Below are 23,567 nucleotides of genomic sequence, written 5' to 3'. Positions count from 1 at the left end.
GTTTGGGGGTGCAGGGGGATAAGGGGGTGACTTCGCAATTCAAGCCCCCTTGTCCCCCTGCGAAAAGAAAGCCTAAAATGCCAAGTGGGGTTTGGCAAAATTAAAGGATTTTGAAAAATGGAATCTTTTTAAAGGAATTAAAAAACAAATGAGATTTGAAAAAAAGCTAGATTCTAAAGCTGGATTGCTTCGGCTTTACCTCGCAATGACGCGTAAGAATCTAAGCCATCACAAAGATTCTAAACTATTAAAATCCTGTCTTTAGATTCTCTTTGCTACAATAACTCACCTAAATTTTAGGAGGCACCAAGTTGAAAAAGTTGAAAAAGCTGAAAGCGGTGAAAAATCTTTGCATGGCGCTACTTTGTATGGTTGGTTTGCAGGCGGGAGAACCCATGGCGGAAACTATTTTTAGCGAAAATTTTAATGATTTTAGCGTGCATTTTATCGTGCTGGAAACGCCAAAAATGAGCGTAGATATCGCCCTGCCGACAAATAAGGAGCAAGAAGAGCTCATAAAGCAAATCTACCCTGATGGCAATGCGCAAAACTACCACATCATCGCGCTTGTGCAAGCAGATGGTATAAATGCGCTTGTGGATACGGGCTACAAAGAGACTTTTTTTAGGTTAGAAAATGCGTTGCAAAATTTTAACCTCACGCCAAAGGATATCACGCATATAATCCTTACACACGGGCATAAGGACCATATCGGGGGCTTATTAGATTCTCAAAATAAGCCAAATTTCCCAAACGCCACGCTTTTGCTTGATAACTTAGAATACGAATATTGGGCGAATGCGCCGACAAAAAAGACGATTAAGGCGATAAATGCGTATGAGAAAAGAGAGTTTTTTAATAGCAAGCACATTCCGATAAAAAATCTTAGCGCGCTTCGCAATGTCCCAGCTTACGGACATACGCCCGGGCATAATATGATTTTGTTTCAAAAAGGCGAGCAAAAGATTCTCTTTATCGCGGATTTGGTGCATCTTTTTGAGTTGCAACGCCTTGAGCCGGGCATTTCTGTGAGTTATGATATTGATAAACTTCAAGCAGCGCAGACAAGGCGCGATATGCTAGAGCTGTATAAAGACACGCGCTTAATCGGTGCGCATTTCCCATTCCCAGCCCCGCTTGATCTTAACAATCTTAAGATTTTAGAAGTTATACGCAATAAATGAAAAAATATTTTTTGATTTTGCTTTGTGCGCTGTTCCCGCACATTTCGCACGCAAAAAGTGGCTTTGAATATTTTGGTGATAGCATGCAGGTGCTTCCCTTTGTGATGATGGCGTATAGCTACTATATCGATGATATGCAAGGGGTCAAAGAGCAGGCACTTGGCGCGGGCGCGACACTGCTAACCACACATGCGATAAAGCAGGGCTTTGTGATACTTTCTCGCAGTGATGAGGATCTTGCGCGCATTTCGCAACGCCCAAATAATGGGAGTTTTGATGGATTCCCAAGTGGGCACACTTCTTTTAGCTTTTCAAGTGTGGGATTTGCGCACAAGCGCTATGGGTGGAAGGTTGCGCTTCCTTTAGGTGTGCTTTCCACGCTTACAGGCATTTCAAGAATCCATGCCGAGCGCCACACCACTACGCAAGTCATCACAGGCGCGATTTTGGGCTATGGGCTTTCGTATTTGCTTGCTTCAAAGTTGGAATCTCAAAATATCGCCCTAAGCGTTGGCATAACCCCGCATAATGGCTATACGCTAAATTTCATCAAGGCTTTTTAGCGCGGGATTTGGGGCAATTTGCAAGGAGATTCCCAAAAACTTTTCATTCTAGTATATAATTAAGCCCAAATTTTGCAAGGAGCAAGGCAGTGAAGATTCTAACAATATGCGCGTTTTGTGTGAGTTTGGCATTTGGGGAGAATGGCATTATCCAAGCTTTGCAGTCACAATTTCAAGAATCTAGCGCGCAAAGTAAGCGGATAGAGGGGATTTTCAAAGAGCGTGGGGGAAAAGTGAAGGTGCTAAAAGTGCAAAATCTTGGCAATGGACTAGATTTTGTCATCGTGCAAGTAGAGGAGCTGGGCAATACACTACCACTGCTAGCGACAAGTAATGGCGCGGTGATAATGCCCGTAAATGAAGTGTGGAGCGATGATAAGGAGTTTTCTCAAAAGCTAGAAAAGGTGCGCTCACAATTTGAAAAAGAAAAAAAGGAGGCGACAGAATCTAAAATCCTAGAGATTTTTTCTAAATACAAAGACGCTGTCATTACCTTCAAAGCAAAGCCACATGTGAAAAATCCTAAGACAATCTATATCATCTCTGATGCGAATTGCCCTTACTGTCATGCGGAATTAGAGCATCTTGATGAGCGTTTGGAATCTGGAAATGTAAAGATGATGGTCGTGGGATTTTTGGGTGCAAATTCTGTGTATAAGGCTGCAAAGATTTTGGAGGAAAAAAGCAATGATGAAGCCAAAAATCGCGCCTTGTTAAAAAAATACTACAATAAAGATAAAAATCTCAACCCTAGCTCTAAGACAAATCAAGTCGCACAATACACTGATGAAATCATCGCAAGTGGCGTGCTTGGCGTGCCTTACATTATCGAGCGCGATTGATAAAAAAGGAAACGCTTGCAAATTGCACCCATTATTGAGAAGTTTTTCGCGCCGCTCTTAGATGAAAATGCTGGCGAGCGCGAGATTTTGGAGCTTTTGCGTGAAAATATTATTTTAGAAAAAGGCGCGCGCTATTTTGACTGGACGGCAAGCGGGCTTGGCTTTAGGCTTATTGAAAAGCGCATAAATGAGATTCTGCCTTTTTATGCAAACACGCATTCCTTTTTTGCCACGCATGCAAAGCTCACTTCAGCGCTGTATGAGGAGGCGCGAGAAAGGCTTAGCGCGAGTTTAGGCTTAGATAGCGAGTTTGCGCTTATTGCGTGTGGGAGTGGGGCGAGTGGGGCGATTAAGAAGTTTCAAGAATTGCTTGGGCTTTATATTTCGCCAAAAACGCTTGAGATTCTCCAAAATAGCGGACTTTTGCATAATTTGGGCGCGCAAGAGAGGGCAAAACTTGCAAAAGTTTTTATAAGCTCATACGAGCATCATTCAAATGAACTTTCCCTACGCGAGGGACTTTGTGAGATTGAAAAAATAGGCTTAGAATCTCAAGGGCGTTTTAACCTAGAAGATTTGGCTAAAAAATTGCAGGCTTTTAATGGAAACTCTGGAAACTCTAGCGCGCAATCTAGCGCGCGTGTGATTGGCGCATTTTGCCTTGCTTCAAATGTAACTGGCATTTGCTCGCCTTTTGAAAAAATCGCAAAGCTTTTTAGAGAATCTGTCCCAAATGCGCCACTTGCATTTGATGGCGCAAGTAGTTCGCCGTATTTTAATATCCCAAAAGAATGTTTTGATGCGCTTTTCCTTGCGCCGCATAAATTGCTTGGTGGGATTGGCGCATGTGGCGTTTTGGCATTGCGAAAGAGCCTTTTAGATTCTAAGAAACCTAGCTTTAGCGGTGGTGGCGTGGTGGAATATGTGAGCGATAAGGGGCATGTGTATGTCAATGACACCACGCATAGGGAGGAGGCTGGCACGCCACCGATTTTGGGGCTTTTGCGCGCAAGTTTGGCATATCAGTTGCGTAATGAAGTGGGATTTGCGCTCATTGCACGGCGCAAAAAGGTGCTCACACAAATTTTGCTTAACGAGCTTAAATCAATCCCCGCGCTTAGCCTTTATGGCGATTGGGAAAGCGCGCATGCGAGTGAAAATCTAGGAATTATTAGCTTTAATGTCGCGTGCGTATCGCCTACAAGCCTTAGTAGGATTTTGAGTGAAAAATTTGGAATCCAAACGCGCGCGGGCTGTTCGTGTGCTGGAAGTTATGGACATTATTTGATGGATTTGGAACATTTGGCATGTGAAAAGGGCGCGGATTCTCAATTTGAGCTTTTAAATGATTTATACCGCAATCCGCAAAAACGCCCCGGCTGGGTGCGTGTGAGTTTGCATTATACGCATACTTTAGAGGATATAGAATATCTTGTGGATTCTCTGCATGCAAGTATAAAAATCCTGCGCACGCAGAGTTAAGTATTCCATTGGTTAGTATCGTCTCAGCGGGAATAAATCCCGCTTCGCCTCCGCTCGCTCACGCTCGCGCACACAATCTACATTTTTTTGTTGTTAGGATTTGCAGATTCTATAACCTTAATTTAACAGTTTGAGAATCCTTAATAATTGCTCTGCTAATGCTCGTATAATTAATAACTTTACAGCCCTTGTCCTTGGCATTTTGAGCATTTGACAAAAAGGCGCATATCGTGGCTGATGAGCTTTGCGCCGATTTCTTGGCAGATTTTGATTTGCATTTCTTCAATTTGCGGATTGACAAACTCAATAATATCCCCGCAATTTAGGCAAATGATATGATCGTGATGCTCTTTTGCAGCGATTTCATAGCGTCTGCCACTTTTGTCTGCCTCAAGTGCTGTGATAAATCCTTCTTTTTCTAAAAAGCTTAAGATTCTATATACTGATGAAATGCTTGCGTTTTTGTCATGCGTGCGGATTTGGTTTGTGATTTCTTCTGGGCTTAGGTGTGTGCCACTTTTATAAAGAACAGTGATGATTTCCTCGCGTTGCTTGGAGTTTTTTAAGCCATTTTTTTTAATATCCCCGCGCAAACGCTCTAAAATCGCATCAAGTGTTTCTAATCTCGTATTGCTCACCATCATGGGATTTTCTCCTTAGCTTGATTTAAAATTCTCATAATTATAGCTTAACAAAGAAACAAATAAGCATAACGCAGTAATCTTTTGGGATTCTCATAGAAGTTTGTGCAAATTTTTTATACTTTTGCCTTTGTTTGTAGTATAATCATCATTTGTTAAAATTCCACACAAAAGGTTTGTCTATGTTTGGCTCAAGTAATGCTTTAAATCAGCGTGTTGCACAATACGAAAAAGAAATCGCGCATCTTAAACAAGAATTGGAATCTAAAAACGCGGCGTTTGGATTCACACAAAAAGAAATAATCATCGGGCTTAGAGGGCGTGAGGTAGTTTTCAAAAACCACTTGGCGCAAAATATGCAGAATCTTGATTCAATTATTGAGAATCTTTCTCCAACAACTACGGATATTGCTTTGCCATCAGGGGAATATGAAGTAAAATCCATGCAAGCGGGCGATGTGGTGTATTATTCGATTCTTTTGCTTGACTTACGCAGTGATAAACGCGGGGGCTTTGATGTCTTTAACGCGTATAATCAATCTATGACGATTGGGATCACTGGCACACAAGGTGCGTTGCAAGAAGTGCTCGATCAATCTGCAGAAGTGGTGAAGCGCTCCGATGAGGCTATCAAGCACGCAGAACACGGAATGGATATGAGTAATGATGCGCTTACTAAAATCGAAACGCTGTATGAGAAAATGCAAATTTCAACGCAGCTTGTAGATTCTCTCACGCAAAGAAGCAATGAGATTACAAATGTCGTCTCACTCATTGATGATATTGCCGAGCAAACAAACCTTTTGGCACTTAATGCCGCGATTGAAGCAGCGCGCGCAGGTGAGCATGGACGCGGTTTTGCGGTGGTGGCTGATGAGGTGAGAAAATTGGCTGAAAAAACGCAAAAAGCGACAAAAGAAATTGCTGTGGTGGTGAAGTCAATGCAGCAAGAAGCAAACGATATTCAAAGTGGCACAGAAGAAACAAATAATGCGACAAACACCGTGAGAGACGCGATTGCGACACTTAATAATGTGGTAAATGATCTCAAAATCGCAAGCCTTATAAATAACCAAATCTCTTCAAGCTTGAGTTCTAGAATCTTCTGTACCCTAGCAAAGCTCGACCACACCGTGTATAAAAACAATCTTTACAGCTTCTTGTTTGGCATTAAAGATTCCTTTAATAAAGTGGATCATAAAAGTTGCCGTTTAGGAAAATGGTATTTTGAAGGGCGTGGAAAAGAGCTCTTTAGCGATACGCAAGGCTACAAAAAACTTGATCCATTCCATGCGGGCGTGCATAACTCAGCCATTGCGCTTGCTACAACGCTTGAAGATCCAAAGGTTGCTTGTCCAAAATCCTATATACAAGACAAAATCACTACAATGGAAAAAGATAGTGATGGCGTGATGACTTCAATTGATGAGATTTATAGCGAAGTTTCAGGAAAAACAAACGAGGAAATCGAGCAATTGCAAAAAAGCCTTACAAATCCAACCCAAGAGCAAAAATAGGCTGGATCTTTAAGTGCGTAGGGCTTTAAAAGTTTTTGGCTATCTTGTTTTTATTGCCTTTTTGGGTGCTGTGCTTGTGGCAGGCGTGTATCTTTTTGGAATCTACAAAGAGAGTAAAAGCGAGATTGTGGGTATCAAAAAGCACAAGATGGATATCGCCACGCAGATTTTTGATAGAAAAGGGCGTTTGATTGCCAATGTGTTTGATAATGAATATAGGCTGTATGCGAAATTTGATGAAATCCCTCCGCGCGTGATTGAAGCGCTTTTGGCGGTTGAGGATACGCTATTTTTCGAGCATATTGGGATTAATCCTGATACAATCTCGCGCGCAATGGTGAAAAACGCCATTAATATGCGCTGGATTGAAGGCGGAAGCACGCTCACACAGCAAGTGGTGAAAAATGTCGCGCTCACTTCAGAAAAAACGCTCAAACGCAAAGTAAAAGAAGCGATGTTTGCTATCTTGCTTGAAAAAGAGATGAGCAAGGAAGAGATTTTAGAGATTTATCTTAATTATATTTTCTTAGGGCATGGTTATTATGGCGTGAGAACTGCCGCGCTTGGGTATTTTAGAAAGAATCTAAATGAGCTTACTTTAAAAGAAATCTGTATGCTTATGGGACTGCCAAAAGCCCCTAGCACCTACGATCCGACAAAAAATCTGCATTATTCCCTAAGCAGGGCAAATAGCATTTTGGCGCGTATGCTTGATATTGGCTGGATTACTAAAGATGAATATGAAGTGGCGATTAATGAAGTGCCACAAGTCTATGATGAATCACGAACGCAGAATCTCGCGCCTTATGTCGTTGATGAGGTTTTGCGTCAGCTTGCGCCTGTTTATGCGGATTTGAAAACAGGCGGTTATAAGATTAAGCTAAATATCGATTTAGATTACCAAAATATCGCGCAAGAAGCCCTGCGCTATGGGTATAGCAAGATTAATGAGCGTTTGCTTGAAAAATACCCAAAATATTTTGAGCAAAAGACAGCAGATTCTATGGATTTAGATTCTGCAAATCCTCGCCCACTTTCTGCGCAAGAAAGCCCAGATGGGATAAACAACCTCCTAGAAATTACTGCAAAGCCTGCATATCCTAAAAAAATGGGCGAGCTTAATGGCGCTATTGTTGTGACAGAATCAGACACGGGGAAAATTTTAGCTCTTGTTGGTGGGGTGGATTATAGAAAATCTAGCTTTAATCGCGCCACGCAAGCAAAAAGGCAATTTGGCTCAAGCATAAAGCCCTTTATCTACCTGCTAGCCTTTGATAGAGGCTACTCGCCCGCGTGGAAAATCACAGATGCGCCAAGACGCTTTGGGGCAGATGCAACAAAAGAAAATTTAAGCGAGATAAAAGACGCCAACAAGGAAGCTGAAGAGGATATTTGGACGCCAAAAAATGTGGGCGCATATAGCGGGATTGTGAGCTTGCATTACGCCTTGCGAAGCTCTTCAAACCTCGCTGCGGTCAATCTTGTGCAACAAATTGGCTTTGATCGCATTTATCGCGGGATCGTGGATTATGGCTTTCAATCCGTGCCAAATGATATGTCAATTATCCTTGGAAGTTTAAGTCTTTCCCCGCTTGATGCGGCAAAGGAATATTCGCTTTTTTCAAATTACGGCACGATGCTAACCCCGCGCTTAGTGGATTCTATCACTAATGAAAATGGTGAAGTGTATGAGTTCCCGCTTCTTTCAAGGGAATACACGCAGCCAAAGCAGGCATTTTTGGTGGTAAATATCTTACGTGATGTTGTAAATCGCGGGACAGGCTCGCGCGCTAGAATGCAAAATATGGAGATTGCAGGCAAAACCGGCACTTCAAACCAAAATATCGATGGCTGGTTTTGTGGATTTTCCCCGAGTTTGCAGGTGATTACATGGTATGGGCGCGATGATAATACGCCAATCGGTCCAAATGAGACAGGTGGCGTCGTGGCGACTCCTGCGAGCGCGTATTTTTTCAATAAAATTGTGAATCTCGAGCCGGGCTTAAAGCGCAAATTTGATGTGCCTCAAGGCGTGATGAAAAAAACACTAGAAGATGGCGAGTATCTCTACACTGATATTTCTAAGCTCCCCGCACAAACACAAAGCGCTACAAATGTCGATGCGGATTTGTTATTTTAATATTATGCCTTTTTGCTTAGTAATTTAAAGTAGTTCCTCTCAAAGAAAATTCTTCAAAGAAAATCCTGCGTTTATCCTCGCGCTTTGATTTGTCTTGCGCGGGAAACTGCGCTTTATCATAGCTAACTTAAGATTCCATCAAACTTTTTGCGAGCGCCTTAAGCGCGCTTAGATCGAGCTTCCCGCTTCCTAGTACTGGTAATTTTTCCACAATAAAATAGCGCGCTGGCTTATAAAGTGCTGGCATTTCTGATTGCTTAATGCGCGCGCTAAAAGATTCCAAAAGTTCAGAATCTGTGCCTTTAAAAGTGTTATTTTGAGAATCTTGCGCATGTGATTTTGCAGATTCTATGAGTAGCACGATACTTTCGCCCTTTTTAGCGTCATCTACGCCCACCGCGCTAAAGCGCACTTCTTCAAACGCGCTTCCTTTCATAAGCTCTGCGATTTGCTCTTCTAACGCGCCAAGGCTCACCATCTCCCCGCCCACTTTCACAAAGCGCACATATCTATCCACAATATGCAAGAATCCGTCCTCATCGACATAGCCCTTATCTCCGCTTTTATACCACCTTATGCCATCAAGTTCGATGATGGATTCTCGCGTGCGCGCCTCATCATTGAGATAGCCTACCATCACTTGATGCCCGCCGATGAGCACCAAGCCCCGCTCACCGATAGGCAAGGTTTCTAGCGTTTCAGGGTTGATTATTCTTACCGCAGTTCCGGGCAGTGGCATTCCCACGCTTCCTTCCTTGTTTGCTTTATGCAATTCCCAAAAGACTTCATCAAAGCAAGTCGGCAGATTCACACTTGCTACAGGCGTGGTTTCTGTCGCACCATAGCCTTCATAAATGGGCTTGTGGAATTTTTGGCTAAAGGCTTGACGCACTTCAGGTTTGAGCTTTTCCGCACCTGCTACCACAAGGCGCAGGGATTCAAACATAATGGCGTGCAAATTGCGATTGCGCGCATAGATTCCTAAAAATGTCGAGGTGCCACAAAGCATGGTAACTTTATTACGCGCCACAGCCTTTGCTATGGCTACTGCGTCTGTTGGATCAGCGCAGGTGATTGAAGGGATACCTTGCAAAAGCGGAAAAAATGTCGTAACCGTCAGCCCAAAAGCGTGGAATGGTGGTAAAGACGAAAGCAAAATATCAGAATCTTTCACGCTTAGCGCATCGGCAATCTGCGCGATATTGCTCATAATATTGAGATGATTTAGCATCACACCCTTTGGCGTGCCCTCACTCCCGCTACTAAAAAGGATCGTCGCCACATCAAGGTTGCTCGTCCCACGCGCGCAGAAAAGCGCCTTGAGCGCAAATGCTGGTAAAATATAGCTTAGCGCTATGTAGCCCAAAAGCGTGGCTTTGCGCGCTTTGAGCTCTTGGGTGATGTCTTCCATATAATGCACGCAGAGAGATTCTGGGAATTCTAGCTTCACGCCTTTATTTTCAAGCTTTGCCAAAAACTGCCTTGAGGTGAAAATATGGCGGATTTTTGCGCGCTCAATGGCGAGGGAGAGATTTTGCTTTGAAGCGGTGAAGTTGAGGTTTATCACAATTTTATTGCTTAAAAGGACAGAAAAATTACACAAGCTTGACGCAAGGCTTGCGGGCAAAATGACGCCGACGCATTCTTTGAGATTTTCTACCCTTTCACTCGGTGCGTTTTTGCAAAGAGTTTTTATCTTGCTTGAAAGTGCAAGGGAAAGTGCTAAAAGCCTGTAGTAGCTAAATGAGCCACTCATACTATCTACAAGCGCGACTTTTGAGCCATATTTTTTTGCAGAATCTATCCATGCCTTATCAAGGCTAGAGAGGCTTTGGCATTGAGATTCCCACGCTTTGAAAGAAAGCTCAAAAATCCTTGCTTTCACGCTTTCTTTGGTAGAGTGGATATCCATTTTCTCCCCAAAAGCAATCGCAATATCGCGCCTTGCAAAGCTTCTATAACGCAGCTGAAACTGCTCATCACTGCGCGAAAAGCTAGAGCCCCATAATCCGCGGATATAAAAAGGCAGAATGCAGGCTTGCGAATTTTCTAGATTCTTACACACAAGCTCAAAGCCACCTTTAAATGCATTTAAATGCCCATGCCTTGAAATCGCGCCCTCTGGGAAAATACACACGACTTTGCCTTCTTGCAATTTCTGCGCTGCTAGCTCAATCGCCCCCTTGCTCTGCGCGCTTGAGACTGGGATCACGCCAAATCTATCAAGGAAAATCCTAATATACCACCTCGAATAAATGCTGCGCTCCATCATAAAAAATACTTTTCTAGGTAGCGCCATCTGCACAATCGCCCAATCAATAAAAGAAATATGATTCCCCAAAAGTAGCACGCCACCGCGTTCAGGGAAGTTTTTAAACCCATCTACGATAAGGCGATAACGCTGAAAAAACGCAAGGCTCACAAGCAAGCGCGCAAGCGAAAAAGGCATCAAACGCACCACGCTAAGCGCGCCAAATGCACTTACAAAAATCATAAGATAAAAAAGCACCTCAACGCTTATTTCCAAATACGCAAAGCCCACGCTAAGGAGCAAAAAGCCAATCATAGCGATATTTTGCAAAAAGTTATTTCCGGCTAAAATCGCACCAAGTTGAGAATCTCGCGCGCGAAATTGAATGAGTGAATTAAGCGGAATGCTAAAAAACGCCCCGCAGATTCCAAAAAAGAAAAAAAGTATCATATAAAAGCCTAGATTCTCACCAAATGCGATACCTATGCTGATGAGAAAAATCCCAAATGCCCCAAGTGGCACCAATCCAAGCTCGATATAATGCTTTGATAAACGCCCGGTAAAAAGCGCGCCAAGGATAATGCCAATGCCAGAAAGCGCGATGGCGAGATTGACGCTAAAAGCAGATTCTATCTCTAAGACACTTTTGGCGTAGGAGGGAAAAGAGGCGATGTAGAGCTGGGAAAGCGCATAAAAAAAGCTAAGCCCGATAATGCAAAGCCAAATCGCGCGATCACTTTTAAGAATGGCGATATTTTGCTTTAAAAGCGCGCCTTTTTTGTAGGCGTTTGTGTCAAAATGTATGTCTTGAGTTTGCGTGAGGGTAGGGAGCTTGTAGCTTAGATACAATTCACACAGCGCAAAAAATATCAGTAAAAATCCAAGTGGCGCGATAGAATCTAGCACATCAGAAGGACTTTGACTTGAGATAAAAAACATCTCAAAAAGAAACGAAAAAACCCCAATCCCGCATAAAATCGCCACAATACTAACCGCCTGTATTGCGCCATTGCCCGAAGCTAAGCGCTCTTTGCCCACAAGCTCTTTGATAAAGCCAAATTTTGCCGGAGAATAAATCGCACTTTGAAGCGCCATAAGCAAGGTTGCAAAAAATGCCAACCAAAATGCGCCATTAAAATAACAAATCGTAATAAAACAACATAGCCCCACACTCACCCACGCGCTTATTTGCATGACTTTGTTTTTGGGGAATTTATCTGCTAAAAATCCCGCCGGGCTAAAAGCAAGCACAAAGGGAAGCAAAATCAGCAGATTCACAATGCTTGTAAGCAAAAGTTGCGAACTGCCGGTGTGCGTGTGGTAAATGGTGTTTTGGATAAGAATCTTATGCCCCAAATCCACAAATGCGTTTAAAAACCCAATCGCCAAAAATGGCACAAACCCCTTGATAAGGAAAAGAGAATCTGTTTTAAAAAATTTCATTGCAATCCTTGTTTTAGGCGTTAATTTCTAAAATAGGCGCGCATAATACAAGGAAAGTTTAAATATTGCTAGAAAAGCAACTAAGCAATTCCTAGCATTTAAAAGAATCTAATTGCGAGTTGAGCTCTTTTGCTTTTGTGGCGATGTCGTGGGATATGTTGTTGATAGTGCGCACGCTTTGGCTGTTTTGGTTGGTGAGGCTTTCTACCTCGCTTACTTGCGTTAAAATCGCCTTGACAGCATCAAAAAGCTCATTTGTTTTTTGCAAGCTTAACGCGGAGGCTTGCACGGCGTCTTTGAGCGACTGCACGCTGTGTTCTAGCACTTCTGTGCTTTCTTTTGAGACATCAGTCATGCTGGAGATATTTTCCACATTTTCGCTCATTGCGATATTTGCATCACTTATTGACTGCACGACAGCATTGACAACGACATTAATTTCACTTAAGCCTTTTTGCGTTCTTTCGGCTAATTTTCTCACTTCATCAGCCACCACCGCAAAGCCTCTGCCACTTTCGCCTGCGCGCGCTGCTTCGATATTGGCATTAAGCGCTAGCAAGCTTGTTTGATCTGCGATATCTGCGATGATTGTAAGCACATCTTTTATACGCGTAGTTTCTTGCGCGCTTTGGGCGAGGTGCTGGGCGATTTCATGCTCGGCACTGATATTTTCTTGCAGGCTTTGCACCATTTTTGAAAGCATATCGCGTGTGTGCAGAAGCTGTTTGGAAGATTCTCTTACTTCTGTAGCACTTTGCTGCACAAGATCGATAGAGTTATTTAAAATAAGCTCGATATTTTTACCTAGCTCTGCGCTTGTATGCACGACTTCTACGCTTTTTTCAATGCGCGTGTTTATCTCTTCAGAGGCATTGGCGAGCTTGTTTGCTTGATCGATATTTTGATGACTTGAAGATTTTGTACTTGCGATGGTATTGCTAATTTTAGAAATAAAATCATTAATATACCCGCTTGCTTTGGCAATCTCATCGTTATTTTTAATCGGGAGGCGCTTTGTGAGATCGCCATCGCCTTGGGAAAGATCTTTTGCCACTTGAGTGAGGTTATTAATTGGATAAAAAACAAAGCGATTAAAGAAAAAGAGCAATCCCAAAAGCGCTATAAATCCTAGCCCAACCACCCACAGCACGATATCAAACTGCACAGATTCTAAATATTGCATAAGCGTTTTGTTAGAAATTTGGATTTTTGCCACGCCTAGCACATCGCCTTCTTTGACATTGACATGGCAATCTAGACAGCTTTCAAGCGCTAAAATTGGCTTTATCATAATGTAGCCAGAATCTTGAGCTTGCGTATAGGGGCGCAAACTCTGCGTCTTATTTGCAAAAACTTCTAGCACCTCGGCTTCATCTGATTTGTGCGGATTTTCCATTCCCATAAGCTCAATCACAGAATCCGCAGGAAAAATCGCCAGCCCCGCGATGCCTTCCACATGCTTTGAGCCTTCTATAAAGGTATTAATCACTTCAGGATCGCCTGTATTCATAGCGATTTTTAAACCTTCAAAAAGCATAGCGTTGAGTTTTTGAAGCTCGCTTGTGGAATTACTCTTTGCAATGGTGCTAAAACCATTTTGCAGATGCACATACACCATTGCCAGTAGCACTACCAAAAATGCCACAATCATTACGATAATCTTAGAACGGATAGTCTTTAGCATAGCGCGCAACCTTTGTTGTTTCAACTTTTAAGCCAAAACATTTTACAATATTGATTTTTGTAGGAACATTAAAACTTCAAATCATAAAACCTAAGGGCTGAAAAATGCATAAAAATACAACTTTAAAGCAACGACATTTTAGTTTTATGGAAAAATTTCTCATTAAATGGGAGACGCGCGCTTTGGGGCTAAATATCGATAGAATCATCGCCATAATCCCATGCGTGGTGTATGCGGATAAGATTCATGTTGATATTTTGCTCTCTCGCGCAAACGAAGCACTAAGCGAGTATCTCAAACCAAATCTCTACGCCCTTCCGCGTATCATGGATAGAATCACCCTGCGCGTGCTTGAGTATGCACAAGATGAAAAGCTCTATTTGCAAGATCGCGTGAAAATTTTTGATATTTTATTGCAAGATATCCAGCTTTATAGCATTGTGATTGATATTTACAGCACGCCAGAATTTAGCCATCTTTTGAAAATCTTTGAAACCCGCTTGCAAGAAAAATACGACGAGCAATACATTCTTAACGCCGCAGGAGAGAGAATCCTACGCTTCCAAGAAAAATACAGCACCTAAAAATACAAGCTGTAGCTTACAAGAATCTGCGTGTTATTTATCGCGCGCGTGCTCATATCGCTTCCTGAGATTTGGACATTTTGCGAGGAAACCCAAGGATTATTTGAAAATGGCAAGCCATAGCTTCCAAGTCTAAAATCTGTCAAAAATGCGCGCCTTAGGATAATGGAAAGCTTGTGGTTTTCATAGATTCTAATCACTACGCCAATATGGCTCACCTGCGAGCCAGCATAGAATCTCCCACCCCAATCATAGGCGTTGTCTTCGTTGTGGATTCCATCATTGTAGGCTTTGACTTTCCCGCCTGTGCGGTATTGCGTGATTTCAATGCTTGAACCAAAGAAAAGATTTATCACAATACGATCAATGGGGTAAAACTCATAAAACACATCATAGCCAAGCCCCGCGCGCCAAAGTCCAGATTCAATTTCGTTTTCTTGAAAGGTTTTTTGATTAAGCTCAAGCTCGGAATATCCAGCGCTCGTGCCACCATCAACCTTAATCCCAAAGGGCTTTTTGGGGCTTTCTTGCGCTGTGGTTTCATCTTGCAAATCTTTTGGTTCTTGCAGTTTTAACTCTATATTTTCTGAAGTTTCAGTTGAAAAATTTGTAAGATTTTGTTGTGTTTTTTTAGGGGATTTTTGCGCATAGGCGGGTGTGAGCAAACACAGCGCGCCACAAAAAAGGAGAAAAAATAATTTTAACATGGTGTCCTAAAATGAAAAGAATTTGTGCAAAAGTGAAATTAGCTTACGCTAGATTCTTAGAGATTAGATTCTAAGTTTTTTTAGCGTGAAAAAGGCTTGTGCAATGCGTTTTGCCACCTCATCAAGCGAGGCAGAATCCAAAAATACAAAGCTAATACTTAAAAGCTCTCTGCATTCCTCATCTTTGTAGCCCATTTCTTTTAGTACAAACGAGGGGCTAAAATTCCCTAGCATGCAGTCTTGTCCGTTGATGACTTCAACTTTTTGTATAAGCAAACTCTGTGCTAACGCGCGCGCTTTAATCCCTCGCAGGCGCAGGGCAAGCGCATTTGGCGGGGTGGATTCTAAAGGTGCAAAAAGTTCAATTTGGCTTGAAAGTCCTTGCTCTAGGGAATCTGCATGTGTTTTCAAGCGCTCAAAAAAGAAAGCATTATGCTTTTGCGCGCAGTAGTTTTGCAACGCTTCATTTTCTTTCACTGCGCGCACGCATTCCCACGCACATGCAAAAATGCCATTTGGCGCAATAAAGTTTAAACCCGCGCTAAAAGATTCTAAAGATTCCCCTATGGATTCTAAAAAATTAGAATCCATAGAATGCGCGATAAATCCGCACCCTCGCATAAAACCTAACTTTTGCAAATCCACAATATACGCTATGCGCGGATTTTTTAAGCTTTTTAGCGCGCTAAAATCCCCATTTTGCAACAAAGTAGAAATCTCAACAAATAAAAAAGATTCTTTTTTAGAATCCACAAACTCACGCAAGGCACGCAAATTATTGTAGCTTAAAAGATCTTCGTTAATCGCTGGTAAAAAAAGAAATTTCTGCGTCGTGTTTTGCAAAAACTCCTCATAGTGCGCAATTGGGATTTTGCTAAGATTTTTTGCTAATTGAAAAGCCTTAAAAGCAGAATGCGAAAAGCTTGGCATTAGCGCGCAGTTTGCAAACCCTAAATGTGTGAAAAGCCAAAAATACGCCTCTTGCGTGCAAGGGAAAAAGGCAATATTTTCTTTTTCAAAAAGAGTTGAAAGAAGCTTTAAAAAATGGCTTTTTTGCGCGCTAGATTCTGAATTGAAAGGATTTGCGTTTGGGAATCTTTGTGCGCTCAAAATCTCCATCGCGCGCGCATTTTGCGGGAAATTTGCAAAATAATTTAGATGATACATTACATACTCATTTCATAAAGTTTTTTTCTTTCACTCGAGCTTGCGATATTTAGCTGCTGGCGGTATTTTGTGATTGTGCGACGCACCATTTTGATGCTAAATTTCTCCTCCACACTTTTTAGAATCTTCAAATCCGAAAGCGGTTTTTTCTTGTCCTCATTTTTGACTAGACCTAGTATAAAGTCCTTAATTGAGGCGTTTGAAGTGTCTCCATCAATTGCCGCGGTAAAAAAGCTCTTAATTGGGAAAATGCCCCTGTCGCATTCTAGGTATTTATTAGCGATGGCACGCGAAATCGTGCTAGGCGCATAACCCAAATCTTGCGCGATGTCTTTAAGCTTCATTGGCGTGATCTCGCCACCCATAAAAAAATTATACTGATTTTCGCGTAAGCTTAACGCGATTTTTAGAATCGTCGCCTTACGCATATCAAGCGCATCGACTAAGTCCTTTGCCTCTTTTATCTTTGCTTTTGTGAAGTCTTGAGCTTGCTTTTGGGCTTCAAGTTTGGCTTCAAGTCGCGCGGAATCTTGCAAATCTTTTTTAGATTCTGGCGCGTTTTTGGGATTTTTTGGCAAGCCCTCGATTATGATATTTGGATAATACGCATCATTTATACGCACCTCAAGCTCATAAGTGGGGGTAAGCGAGTCCTCTTTCAAGCGCTCAAAAATAAAAATATCTGGGATAATTTCTGGAATCTTTGCGCTAAATTCCCCTGTGGGCGGGTTTTTAAAAAGCTTAATTGTTTGCATAACTTTTTCATAATGCGGATTTTTTTTGTATGCGGAATGGTTGCTAAGATTCTCAATAATTTGCACGCCTAGTTCATATTGCGCGTCATCTAAGTCGCTTTCTTGGAGCTGGAAATAAAACGCCTCTTTTGAATCTTTCGCCCCAACACCGCAAGGCTCAAGCATAAAAAAGCGCTTCCTCACGCGCTCAAACTCTTCCACGCTCACTTCGATTTCATCCGCCAAAAGCGCAATGTCAGAATCTAAAAAGCCATCTTCGTTAATGTTTTCAATTACGCAGTGCGCGATTTTTTGCGAGGTTTTTGTGGGGAAGAGCGAAGGCGTGATTTGATCGAGCAATTTTTCATATAAATCTTCATCATTGACGCTTAGAGATTCTATCTTGTCACTCACAGAGTTTTTAAGCGTGGCTGTCTTTGGCTTTGAAAGGCTTTGCGTGCGTTTAGATTGAATCTCAACATAGGGATTTTCCTCCACAAAGGTGCTTAGCACCTCTTCAATTTCGCCTGCGCCACTTTGCAAAATCGGCAGCCAGTTTTTGAGCGTAGCCGAGAGGCGCGGTTTTATGGCGATATTGGTTCGGAGTTTGGATGCTACGCTCATGCTTTGAAATGCTCGCCTAAGTAGTATTTTCTCACCAGCGCATTTTGGTAGATTTCCTCTGCATTCCCGCTTGCTAGCAGTGAGCCACTTTTGATGACATAGGATCGATGACAGACAGAAAGCGTCTCGCGGACATTGTGATCGGTGATAAGCACGCCGATATCAAGCTCAATGAGCTTTAAAATGATATTTTGTATATCCATCACCGCCTTTGGATCCACGCCGGCAAAGGGTTCATCAAGCAATACAAACTTTGGATTTTTCACTAGCGCGCGTGCGATTTCTACCCTTCTGCGTTCCCCACCGCTAAGGCTCACGCCTTTGCGCGCACGGATAGGCTCGATGTTAAATTCCTCAAGCATTTTTTCAATGCGGATTTTGCGCTCGCGCGCACTTTTTATACTTGCTTCGGCGGAAAGCATCAAATTTTGCTCCACGCTCAAATCCTTAAAAATGCTAGATTCTTGCGGAAGGTAGCCTATACCCATATTTGAGCGCGCATGCAAGGGCAGGCTTGTGATATTATGCCCGTTTAAAAACACCGCGCCAGAGCTTGGGTGCAAAAGCCCGCAAATCATATAAAAAGTCGTCGTTTTCCCCGCGCCATTTGGTCCTAGCAAGCCCACCACTTCGCCACTACTGACACTCACAGAGACATCATTAACGATTTTTGTTTTTTTGATTTGCTTGCTTAGGTTGCGCGCTTCTAGCTTATTCATGGATTATTTTATACTCCCTTTGGTGAGAATCTAGCGGCGTAATCGCCACTTCATACACAAGAAAATTGCATTTTTTCAAAAGCGCTTTAATGCGCGGATTTGCCCATTCAATGAAATGCACGCCCTCGCGCTCAAAAAGCTCGATAAAGCCCAGCTCTAAAAGCTGATTAAATTCTTTTTGATAAAAATCATAATGAAACACCTTGTCTTCATAATCTTGCGAAAGGCTAAAGGTGGGCGAACTCACGCCTTCAACCCCCAAACTATGGCGCACAAACTCCTTTACTAGCGTGGTTTTCCCGCTTCCTAAATCACCATTAAGAAGGAAAAAAATATGTTTATGCTCTTTTTCTAACGCACCCAAAGCCTCGCACAGCGCGCTTAGATTCTCTTCTGAAAGTGTGAAAATGCTCTCTTGCATGATTGCTCCTTATGATTTGATGACATCTTTTAAGCCCAAATGCTCGTGGATGCCGTTAATGAGGGATTTGTTTCGTATGATAAAGTCTTTGTCACTTTGTGTGGTGGTGCTTATTCCATTAATTGTATCGTCTCGCTGGGATAAATCCCGCTTCGCCTCTATTCCTTTAGATTGTATCGTCTGCGCGGAAGTAAATTCCGCTTCGCCTCCGCTCCACTGCGTTGCGCGCTCATACTCGGCATTTTTTTGGTTATTAAGATTCTGTGGATTCTGCAACGCTGTTTGGTTAGTTTGAGAATCTGTCCTATCAATTGCATCGCTTTGCGTAGTTAAATCCCGCTCTACCGAGCTCGTGCTCGCATCCATATTTGGCGCTTTTTGGTTGCTAGGATTTTCAGATTCTGCAACGTTGTTTGGTTGGTTAGAATCTTGCGCCTCTTGCGTGTTTTGTGGCGTGCTTTGGGATTCTTGCTTGACTTGGATAATCTTTGTTTGCGTGCCAAAAATTTCAGCAATTTTGCTTTTAATAAAGCTAAAGCCTTCGCTCAAAATCTGCTTGTCATTCCCCTGTGCCTTGGAATCCCAGCTTAAAATATCATTGCTAAAATCCACAAATGACACATTTTTGCTAAAGCACTCGCCCAAATCATAGCTCCTATCATAAATCGCGCGGGTGAGCTTTTCAAACAAAATATGCGAGGTGCTTTGAGGCGTTTGTAAAGGTTGCGCTGTTGGGGCATTTTGCAAATCCGCATTGGCTGCAATTGTGCTATTTGCGCTAGGATTCTTAGAATCTAGCGTGTTTTGGTTAGTTTGCGCGTTTTGTGGCATTTGTGGCGTTTGTGCTTTTGAAATCGCGCGCGAACTTGTGCCAAAAATCTCATTTTCCAAATCCTCAATCATTAACTCAATATCTTTTATCTTTAGCGCTTCTTGCATTTTTAGCAAGCTCAAAAGCAGCACAAACGAGCTATCAGTATTAAGTGTTAAAAGATACTTAGAATCCACTAAGATTCTAAAAAATCTATCAAGCACTGCGGGCGCGAAACGCTTATCATGGTGCAAAAGCTTATCTTTTAGAAAAAGCATCATTTCATCTAAAATCATCTCGCATTCATATTCTTGCAAAACCTGCAGGCTTTCCTCAACCTGCGCGCTTAGGGTGTTTTCATTACTTGGCGTGCTTAAGAGATTGCTAAAAAGATTTTCAAAAATCTGCGGATCAACCACGCCTAGCATATCTGTCACGCTTGTTGTGTCAATATTTCCTTTGCAAAAAATAATGGCTTGATCGAGCAAAGTAAGCGTATCGCGCAAGCTCCCAGAGCCACTACGCGCGATGATTTCTAGGGCTTGCGGCTCAAAAGAGACATTTTCTTTATTCAAAATGCTTGCGATATGCTCCACGACGAGGCGTTGTGAGATTTGCTTAAAGCGAAAATGCTGTGTGCGGCTAAGGATGGTCGCTGGAAGCTTGAGCGGATCGGTGGTAGCAAGGATAAATTTCACATATTCTGGCGGTTCTTCAAGTGTTTTAAGAAGCGCGTTAAATGCCTCGCGCGTAAGCATATGCACCTCATCGATGATAAAAATCTTAAACCTGCCAAAACTCGGGCGGTATTTTGTCTGTTCGATAAGCGCGCGGATATCCTCAATCTTGCGACTTGATGCGCCGTCCATTTCGATGATATCCATATGCCTGCCTTCAAGCGCGGCTTTGCAGTTTTCACATTCCCCGCAAGGCTTGCTTGTGGGTCCATTCTCACATTGCAAACAGCGTGAGAAGATTCTCGCACTGCTTGTTTTCCCGCTCCCGCGCAATCCACTAAAAAGATACGCATGCGAAATATGCTTAGAATCTAGCGCTAAAGAAAGTGTTTGTGAGACAGCATGTTGTCCGATTAAATCATCAAAAGTTTTTGGGCGGTATTTTAATGCCAAGGCAAGGGACATCAATTATCCTTTATTTTGTGTGTTTTCATCATAAGAAAAGGTCGGCAAATCAAGCTTGTAGCGAATCGCAAAAAGACGCAAAAGTGTCCCAAAAATAAGCGTAATCACCACCGCAAGCAGAGAATCCACCCCTACAAATTTCACAAGTATGTAATACAAACTCGCTGCTATCATCGCCACGCCCGCATACAGCTCTTTTTGGAAAACAAGCGGAATGCGATTGCAAAAAATATCGCGCAAGATTCCACCAAAAATCCCTGTAATACACGCAGAACTCACCGCGATGATAAAGCCATAATCGCCCTTCATCGCCACCTGCGCACCGATAATACTAAAGACAACAAGCCCCAGCGCATCAAGGCTTAAAAAGAGTTTCTCAAAGCGCACCAGCGTTTTTGGAATCCTTGTGGTGAGAATGGCGATAACGCAGATTAACACCACATATTGTGGGTGCTCCACCCAAGTAAGCGGGTAATGCCCTAGCAACATATCGCGTATCGAGCCGCCACCTATGGCAGTCACCAGCGCGATAAACATCACGCCAAATAAATCCATATTATGTCGCCCAGCCGCAAGCGCGCCGGTTATCGCTTCTACAGAGATGCCAAGCACAAAGAGCCAAGTTAGTAAGGTGGCATCATCGATAGTCATTTTTTAGCCTTATTTTTGCACGCGGGATAAAAGCGGCATTATAATTGCTTTTGCTTTATAGATAGATAAAAATTAGGGATTTTTTCTTTTAAGCGCAAAAAGAAGCAAAATTAAAGAATGAAGCCAGATTCTAAGCTAGATTTTATAAGGAGTGAGCCATGATGAGATCGCTTTACACTGCCACTACAGGAATGCTCGGGCAGCAACTGCAGATTGATACGACTTCAAATAATATCGCAAATGTCAATACGATAGGCTATAAAAAGCAACGCGCGGAGTTTGCGGATTTGTTTTATCAAGTGTTGCAGTATGCGGGCACAAGCACGAGTGAGACGACGATTTCGCCAACAGGCATTGAAGTGGGTGTGGGCGTGCGCCCAATCTCGGTGCAAAAGATGTTTTCACAAGGACACCCAAAAGAGACGGAAAATAACCTTGATATCGCAATTACGGGGAATGGATTTTTTCAGATTCAGCTTCCAGATGGCAATATCGCCTACACGCGCGCGGGGAGCTTTAAAATCGATAATGAGGGGAATTTGGTAAATTCTGATGGCTATTTGCTCGTGCCAAATATCACACTGCCAGAAAACACCACAGAGATAAATATCGGAACGGACGGCACAATCAGTGTCAAAGAAGGCAATCAAACTGAAATCAATGTGCTAGGGCAAATTGAGATTGTAAATTTTATCAATCCTGCGGGCTTGCACTCTTTGGGCGATAATCTTTTCATCAATACCAACGCATCAGGCGAGCCAATCGCGGGTGTGCCGGGCATTGATGGATTTGGGCAGTTGCGACAGGGCTTCATAGAGCTTAGCAATGTCAAGCTTGTGGAGGAGATGACGGATTTAATCACCGGACAGCGCGCCTATGAGGCAAACTCAAAGAGCATCCAAACAGCAGATTCTATGTTGCAGACGGTGAATGGGTTGAAACGCTAGGTTTGATTTACTCATTAAACTTTTTATTAAGAAATGCAAGAATTTGAGGTTGTTTTTAGTTTTGTGGTTTTTGGCTTTGTGGGCACGATATAAATTTGAAATGGAATAAAAATAGCGCAGAATCTATTGCGTTAATTAGGCTTTTGGTTAAAAAAACCCAAATAAGAGTAGTTTTTTATAATTTGTAACCTTTGCGGTAGATAAATTGTGCCAAAATTTGCGACATTTTGCCTTGTTGTTTTGGCAATGTCAAGAATGGGAGAAATATCAAAAATAAGGTAATTTTGGAGAATCTAACCACTAAAGATTCTAAAAGATGAGAAAGATTGAATTTTTTTTAGAATCTTTATGAAAGCATATAAAATTTTAACGCCAAAAAAACAAGCTCACGCCGAGGGGGCTCGGCGACGAATTTGGGCTTATAAAGATTGAATCTAAAAAGTTTAGATTATCCCTTAAAATACATACCCAAAAATCACAGAAGCGCGGTAGTATGGGACTTGGAAGTCTTTTGTCTTAATGTCGCTATTAAGCGCGTTGAAATTCTCGCTTGTTGGCGTTCTTGTGGTGTTTGTGAGGTTGCCCATTATGTAGCGCACGCCCATGCTAAAGGTATTATTAAGCCTCCAGCCTACACCGCCACCATAGATAATCCCCTGATATGCGGTATCTGCGCTCCAGTTGTTCTCTACTTCGCTTTTGTAAAATGTATCAGTAATCGCGTGGTATGCATAGCCTCCCATTGCTTGTATATAAAATGAGCCAGCTTGCACGCCTATGACGACAGGCACTTGCACGCCCCAACCTGTGAATCCTGTCTCACCCAACACAGCGCGTCCATTTGGAAGCATGCTAGAGGGATTTGCAAAAATATTGCTATCACCGCGCGCTTGCAAATAAATAGGCACGGTGATTTCTAAGCCCACATAAGGATGCAAACCTTGCGCGCTACGAATTGCCATAATATAGCTAGAATAGCCGATGTCAGCGGAATTTAAAATCGTGCTTCCGAGCTTTGAATACGAATATCCCAAATGCCCTTCATTGTAAAACACCCAAGTTGCGGAATTTGCCTTTGTGCTTGCTTTGATAACCCTGCCATTGCCAAAGTTTGACAAAAGTGAGCTTTCATAGCTTTTGTATTGCTGGAAGTAGTTGTTATTGCTCGCTGCGCTTAGATTCCCAACGCAAAGCGCACTAAGCACACCAGCAAAAGCAAGTTTTTTCAAAAATTGCGCTTTCATTTTCAAACTCCTTCTTTGAAACTAAAATTTAAAATCTCGCATTATACTACAAGAACACCCTAAATCGTC

The 23,567-nt window shown here is 42.5% G+C and carries 18 protein-coding genes and 1 pseudogene; 8 read left to right on the top strand and 11 right to left on the bottom strand.

All coding sequences use genetic code 11. The features are described 5' to 3' along the window. The first annotated feature begins 311 nt into the window (after positions 1-311). From CQA49_RS00785 to CQA49_RS00770, 4 genes are all read left to right on the top strand, one after another. Complete coding sequence (locus CQA49_RS00785; protein WP_115574056.1) at positions 312-1,184, top strand: MBL fold metallo-hydrolase; 873 nt, start codon at positions 312-314, stop codon at positions 1,182-1,184. Then, positions 1,181-1,747 (top strand): phosphatase PAP2 family protein, encoded by a 567-nt coding sequence (locus tag CQA49_RS00780; protein ID WP_115574055.1) that lies wholly within the window; start codon positions 1,181-1,183, stop codon positions 1,745-1,747. Before CQA49_RS00785 ends, CQA49_RS00780 begins: the two co-directional genes overlap by 4 nt. A gap of 89 nt (positions 1,748-1,836) precedes the next feature. Further along, on the top strand, positions 1,837-2,589 hold the full coding sequence (locus CQA49_RS00775) for a hypothetical protein (protein WP_115574054.1): 753 nt from the start codon (positions 1,837-1,839) through the stop codon (positions 2,587-2,589). Between the two features lie 15 nt (positions 2,590-2,604). Further along, the gene (locus tag CQA49_RS00770; RefSeq protein ID WP_258864131.1) at positions 2,605-4,071 is read left to right on the top strand and encodes an aminotransferase class V-fold PLP-dependent enzyme; all 1,467 of its coding nucleotides are present in this window, start codon (positions 2,605-2,607) and stop codon (positions 4,069-4,071) included. A 179-nt stretch (positions 4,072-4,250) separates the two neighbouring features. On the opposite strand, the gene CQA49_RS00765 is transcribed toward CQA49_RS00770, so the two are convergent. After that, the gene (locus tag CQA49_RS00765; RefSeq protein ID WP_115574067.1) at positions 4,251-4,712 is read right to left on the bottom strand and encodes a transcriptional repressor; all 462 of its coding nucleotides are present in this window, start codon (positions 4,710-4,712) and stop codon (positions 4,251-4,253) included. Positions 4,713-5,392: 680 nt separating this feature from the next. Between CQA49_RS00765 and CQA49_RS10640 the strand changes: the two are divergent. Together CQA49_RS10640 and CQA49_RS00755 are read left to right on the top strand one after the other, a co-directional pair. Continuing rightward, positions 5,393-6,229 (top strand): annotated as a pseudogene (locus CQA49_RS10640) (methyl-accepting chemotaxis protein); the annotation flags it as partial. A 13-nt stretch (positions 6,230-6,242) separates the two neighbouring features. Then, positions 6,243-8,369, top strand: coding sequence for a penicillin-binding protein 1A (locus CQA49_RS00755; RefSeq protein WP_115574052.1), 2,127 nt, complete (start codon positions 6,243-6,245; stop codon positions 8,367-8,369). A gap of 127 nt (positions 8,370-8,496) precedes the next feature. Here CQA49_RS00755 and CQA49_RS00750 read toward each other — a convergent pair whose 3' ends face one another. Both CQA49_RS00750 and CQA49_RS00745 read right to left on the bottom strand, forming a co-directional pair. Next, on the bottom strand, positions 8,497-12,063 hold the full coding sequence (locus tag CQA49_RS00750) for an acyl-[ACP]--phospholipid O-acyltransferase (RefSeq protein ID WP_115574051.1): 3,567 nt from the start codon (positions 12,061-12,063) through the stop codon (positions 8,497-8,499). A gap of 91 nt (positions 12,064-12,154) precedes the next feature. Continuing rightward, positions 12,155-13,747 (bottom strand): methyl-accepting chemotaxis protein, encoded by a 1,593-nt coding sequence (locus tag CQA49_RS00745; protein WP_115574050.1) that lies wholly within the window; start codon positions 13,745-13,747, stop codon positions 12,155-12,157. A gap of 104 nt (positions 13,748-13,851) precedes the next feature. On the opposite strand from CQA49_RS00745, the gene CQA49_RS00740 reads away from it, so the two are divergent. Then, positions 13,852-14,331, top strand: coding sequence for a hypothetical protein (locus CQA49_RS00740; RefSeq protein WP_115574049.1), 480 nt, complete (start codon positions 13,852-13,854; stop codon positions 14,329-14,331). On the opposite strand, the gene CQA49_RS00735 is transcribed toward CQA49_RS00740, so the two are convergent. The 7 genes from CQA49_RS00735 to CQA49_RS00705 form a co-directional block, all read right to left on the bottom strand. After that, positions 14,328-15,038, bottom strand: coding sequence for a hypothetical protein (locus CQA49_RS00735; RefSeq protein WP_115574048.1), 711 nt, complete (start codon positions 15,036-15,038; stop codon positions 14,328-14,330). The genes CQA49_RS00740 and CQA49_RS00735 overlap by 4 nt on opposite strands. A gap of 63 nt (positions 15,039-15,101) precedes the next feature. After that, the gene (locus CQA49_RS00730; protein ID WP_115574047.1) at positions 15,102-16,205 is read right to left on the bottom strand and encodes a hypothetical protein; all 1,104 of its coding nucleotides are present in this window, start codon (positions 16,203-16,205) and stop codon (positions 15,102-15,104) included. Continuing rightward, the gene (locus tag CQA49_RS00725; RefSeq protein WP_115574046.1) at positions 16,205-17,563 is read right to left on the bottom strand and encodes an RNA polymerase factor sigma-54; all 1,359 of its coding nucleotides are present in this window, start codon (positions 17,561-17,563) and stop codon (positions 16,205-16,207) included. The genes CQA49_RS00730 and CQA49_RS00725 overlap by 1 nt, the downstream gene beginning before the upstream one ends. Further along, the gene (gene lptB, locus CQA49_RS00720) at positions 17,560-18,282 is read right to left on the bottom strand and encodes an LPS export ABC transporter ATP-binding protein (RefSeq protein ID WP_115574045.1); all 723 of its coding nucleotides are present in this window, start codon (positions 18,280-18,282) and stop codon (positions 17,560-17,562) included. The genes CQA49_RS00725 and lptB overlap by 4 nt, the downstream gene beginning before the upstream one ends. Continuing rightward, entirely contained in the window at positions 18,275-18,703 is a 429-nt protein-coding gene (gene tsaE / locus CQA49_RS00715; RefSeq protein ID WP_115574044.1) for a tRNA (adenosine(37)-N6)-threonylcarbamoyltransferase complex ATPase subunit type 1 TsaE, read from the bottom strand. The genes lptB and tsaE overlap by 8 nt, the downstream gene beginning before the upstream one ends. A gap of 9 nt (positions 18,704-18,712) precedes the next feature. Beyond that, entirely contained in the window at positions 18,713-20,656 is a 1,944-nt protein-coding gene (locus CQA49_RS00710; RefSeq protein WP_181882568.1) for a DNA polymerase III subunit gamma/tau, read from the bottom strand. A 3-nt stretch (positions 20,657-20,659) separates the two neighbouring features. After that, positions 20,660-21,307 (bottom strand): trimeric intracellular cation channel family protein, encoded by a 648-nt coding sequence (locus CQA49_RS00705; protein ID WP_115574042.1) that lies wholly within the window; start codon positions 21,305-21,307, stop codon positions 20,660-20,662. Positions 21,308-21,465: 158 nt separating this feature from the next. On the opposite strand from CQA49_RS00705, the gene flgG reads away from it, so the two are divergent. After that, the gene (gene flgG / locus CQA49_RS00700; protein WP_115574041.1) at positions 21,466-22,254 is read left to right on the top strand and encodes a flagellar basal-body rod protein FlgG; all 789 of its coding nucleotides are present in this window, start codon (positions 21,466-21,468) and stop codon (positions 22,252-22,254) included. A gap of 455 nt (positions 22,255-22,709) precedes the next feature. Here the strand turns inward: flgG and CQA49_RS00695 are convergent, their stop codons facing one another. Beyond that, on the bottom strand, positions 22,710-23,498 hold the full coding sequence (locus CQA49_RS00695; protein ID WP_115574040.1) for a hypothetical protein: 789 nt from the start codon (positions 23,496-23,498) through the stop codon (positions 22,710-22,712). Between the last annotated feature and the right edge of the window lie 69 nt (positions 23,499-23,567).

Origin of the sequence: Helicobacter sp. MIT 00-7814, from assembly GCF_003364115.1 — a bacterium.
Classification (GTDB): Bacteria; Campylobacterota; Campylobacteria; order Campylobacterales; family Helicobacteraceae; genus Helicobacter_F.
The sequence above is the reverse complement of the archived record's forward strand: the minus strand, read 5'-3'. Positions and strand labels throughout refer to the sequence as shown.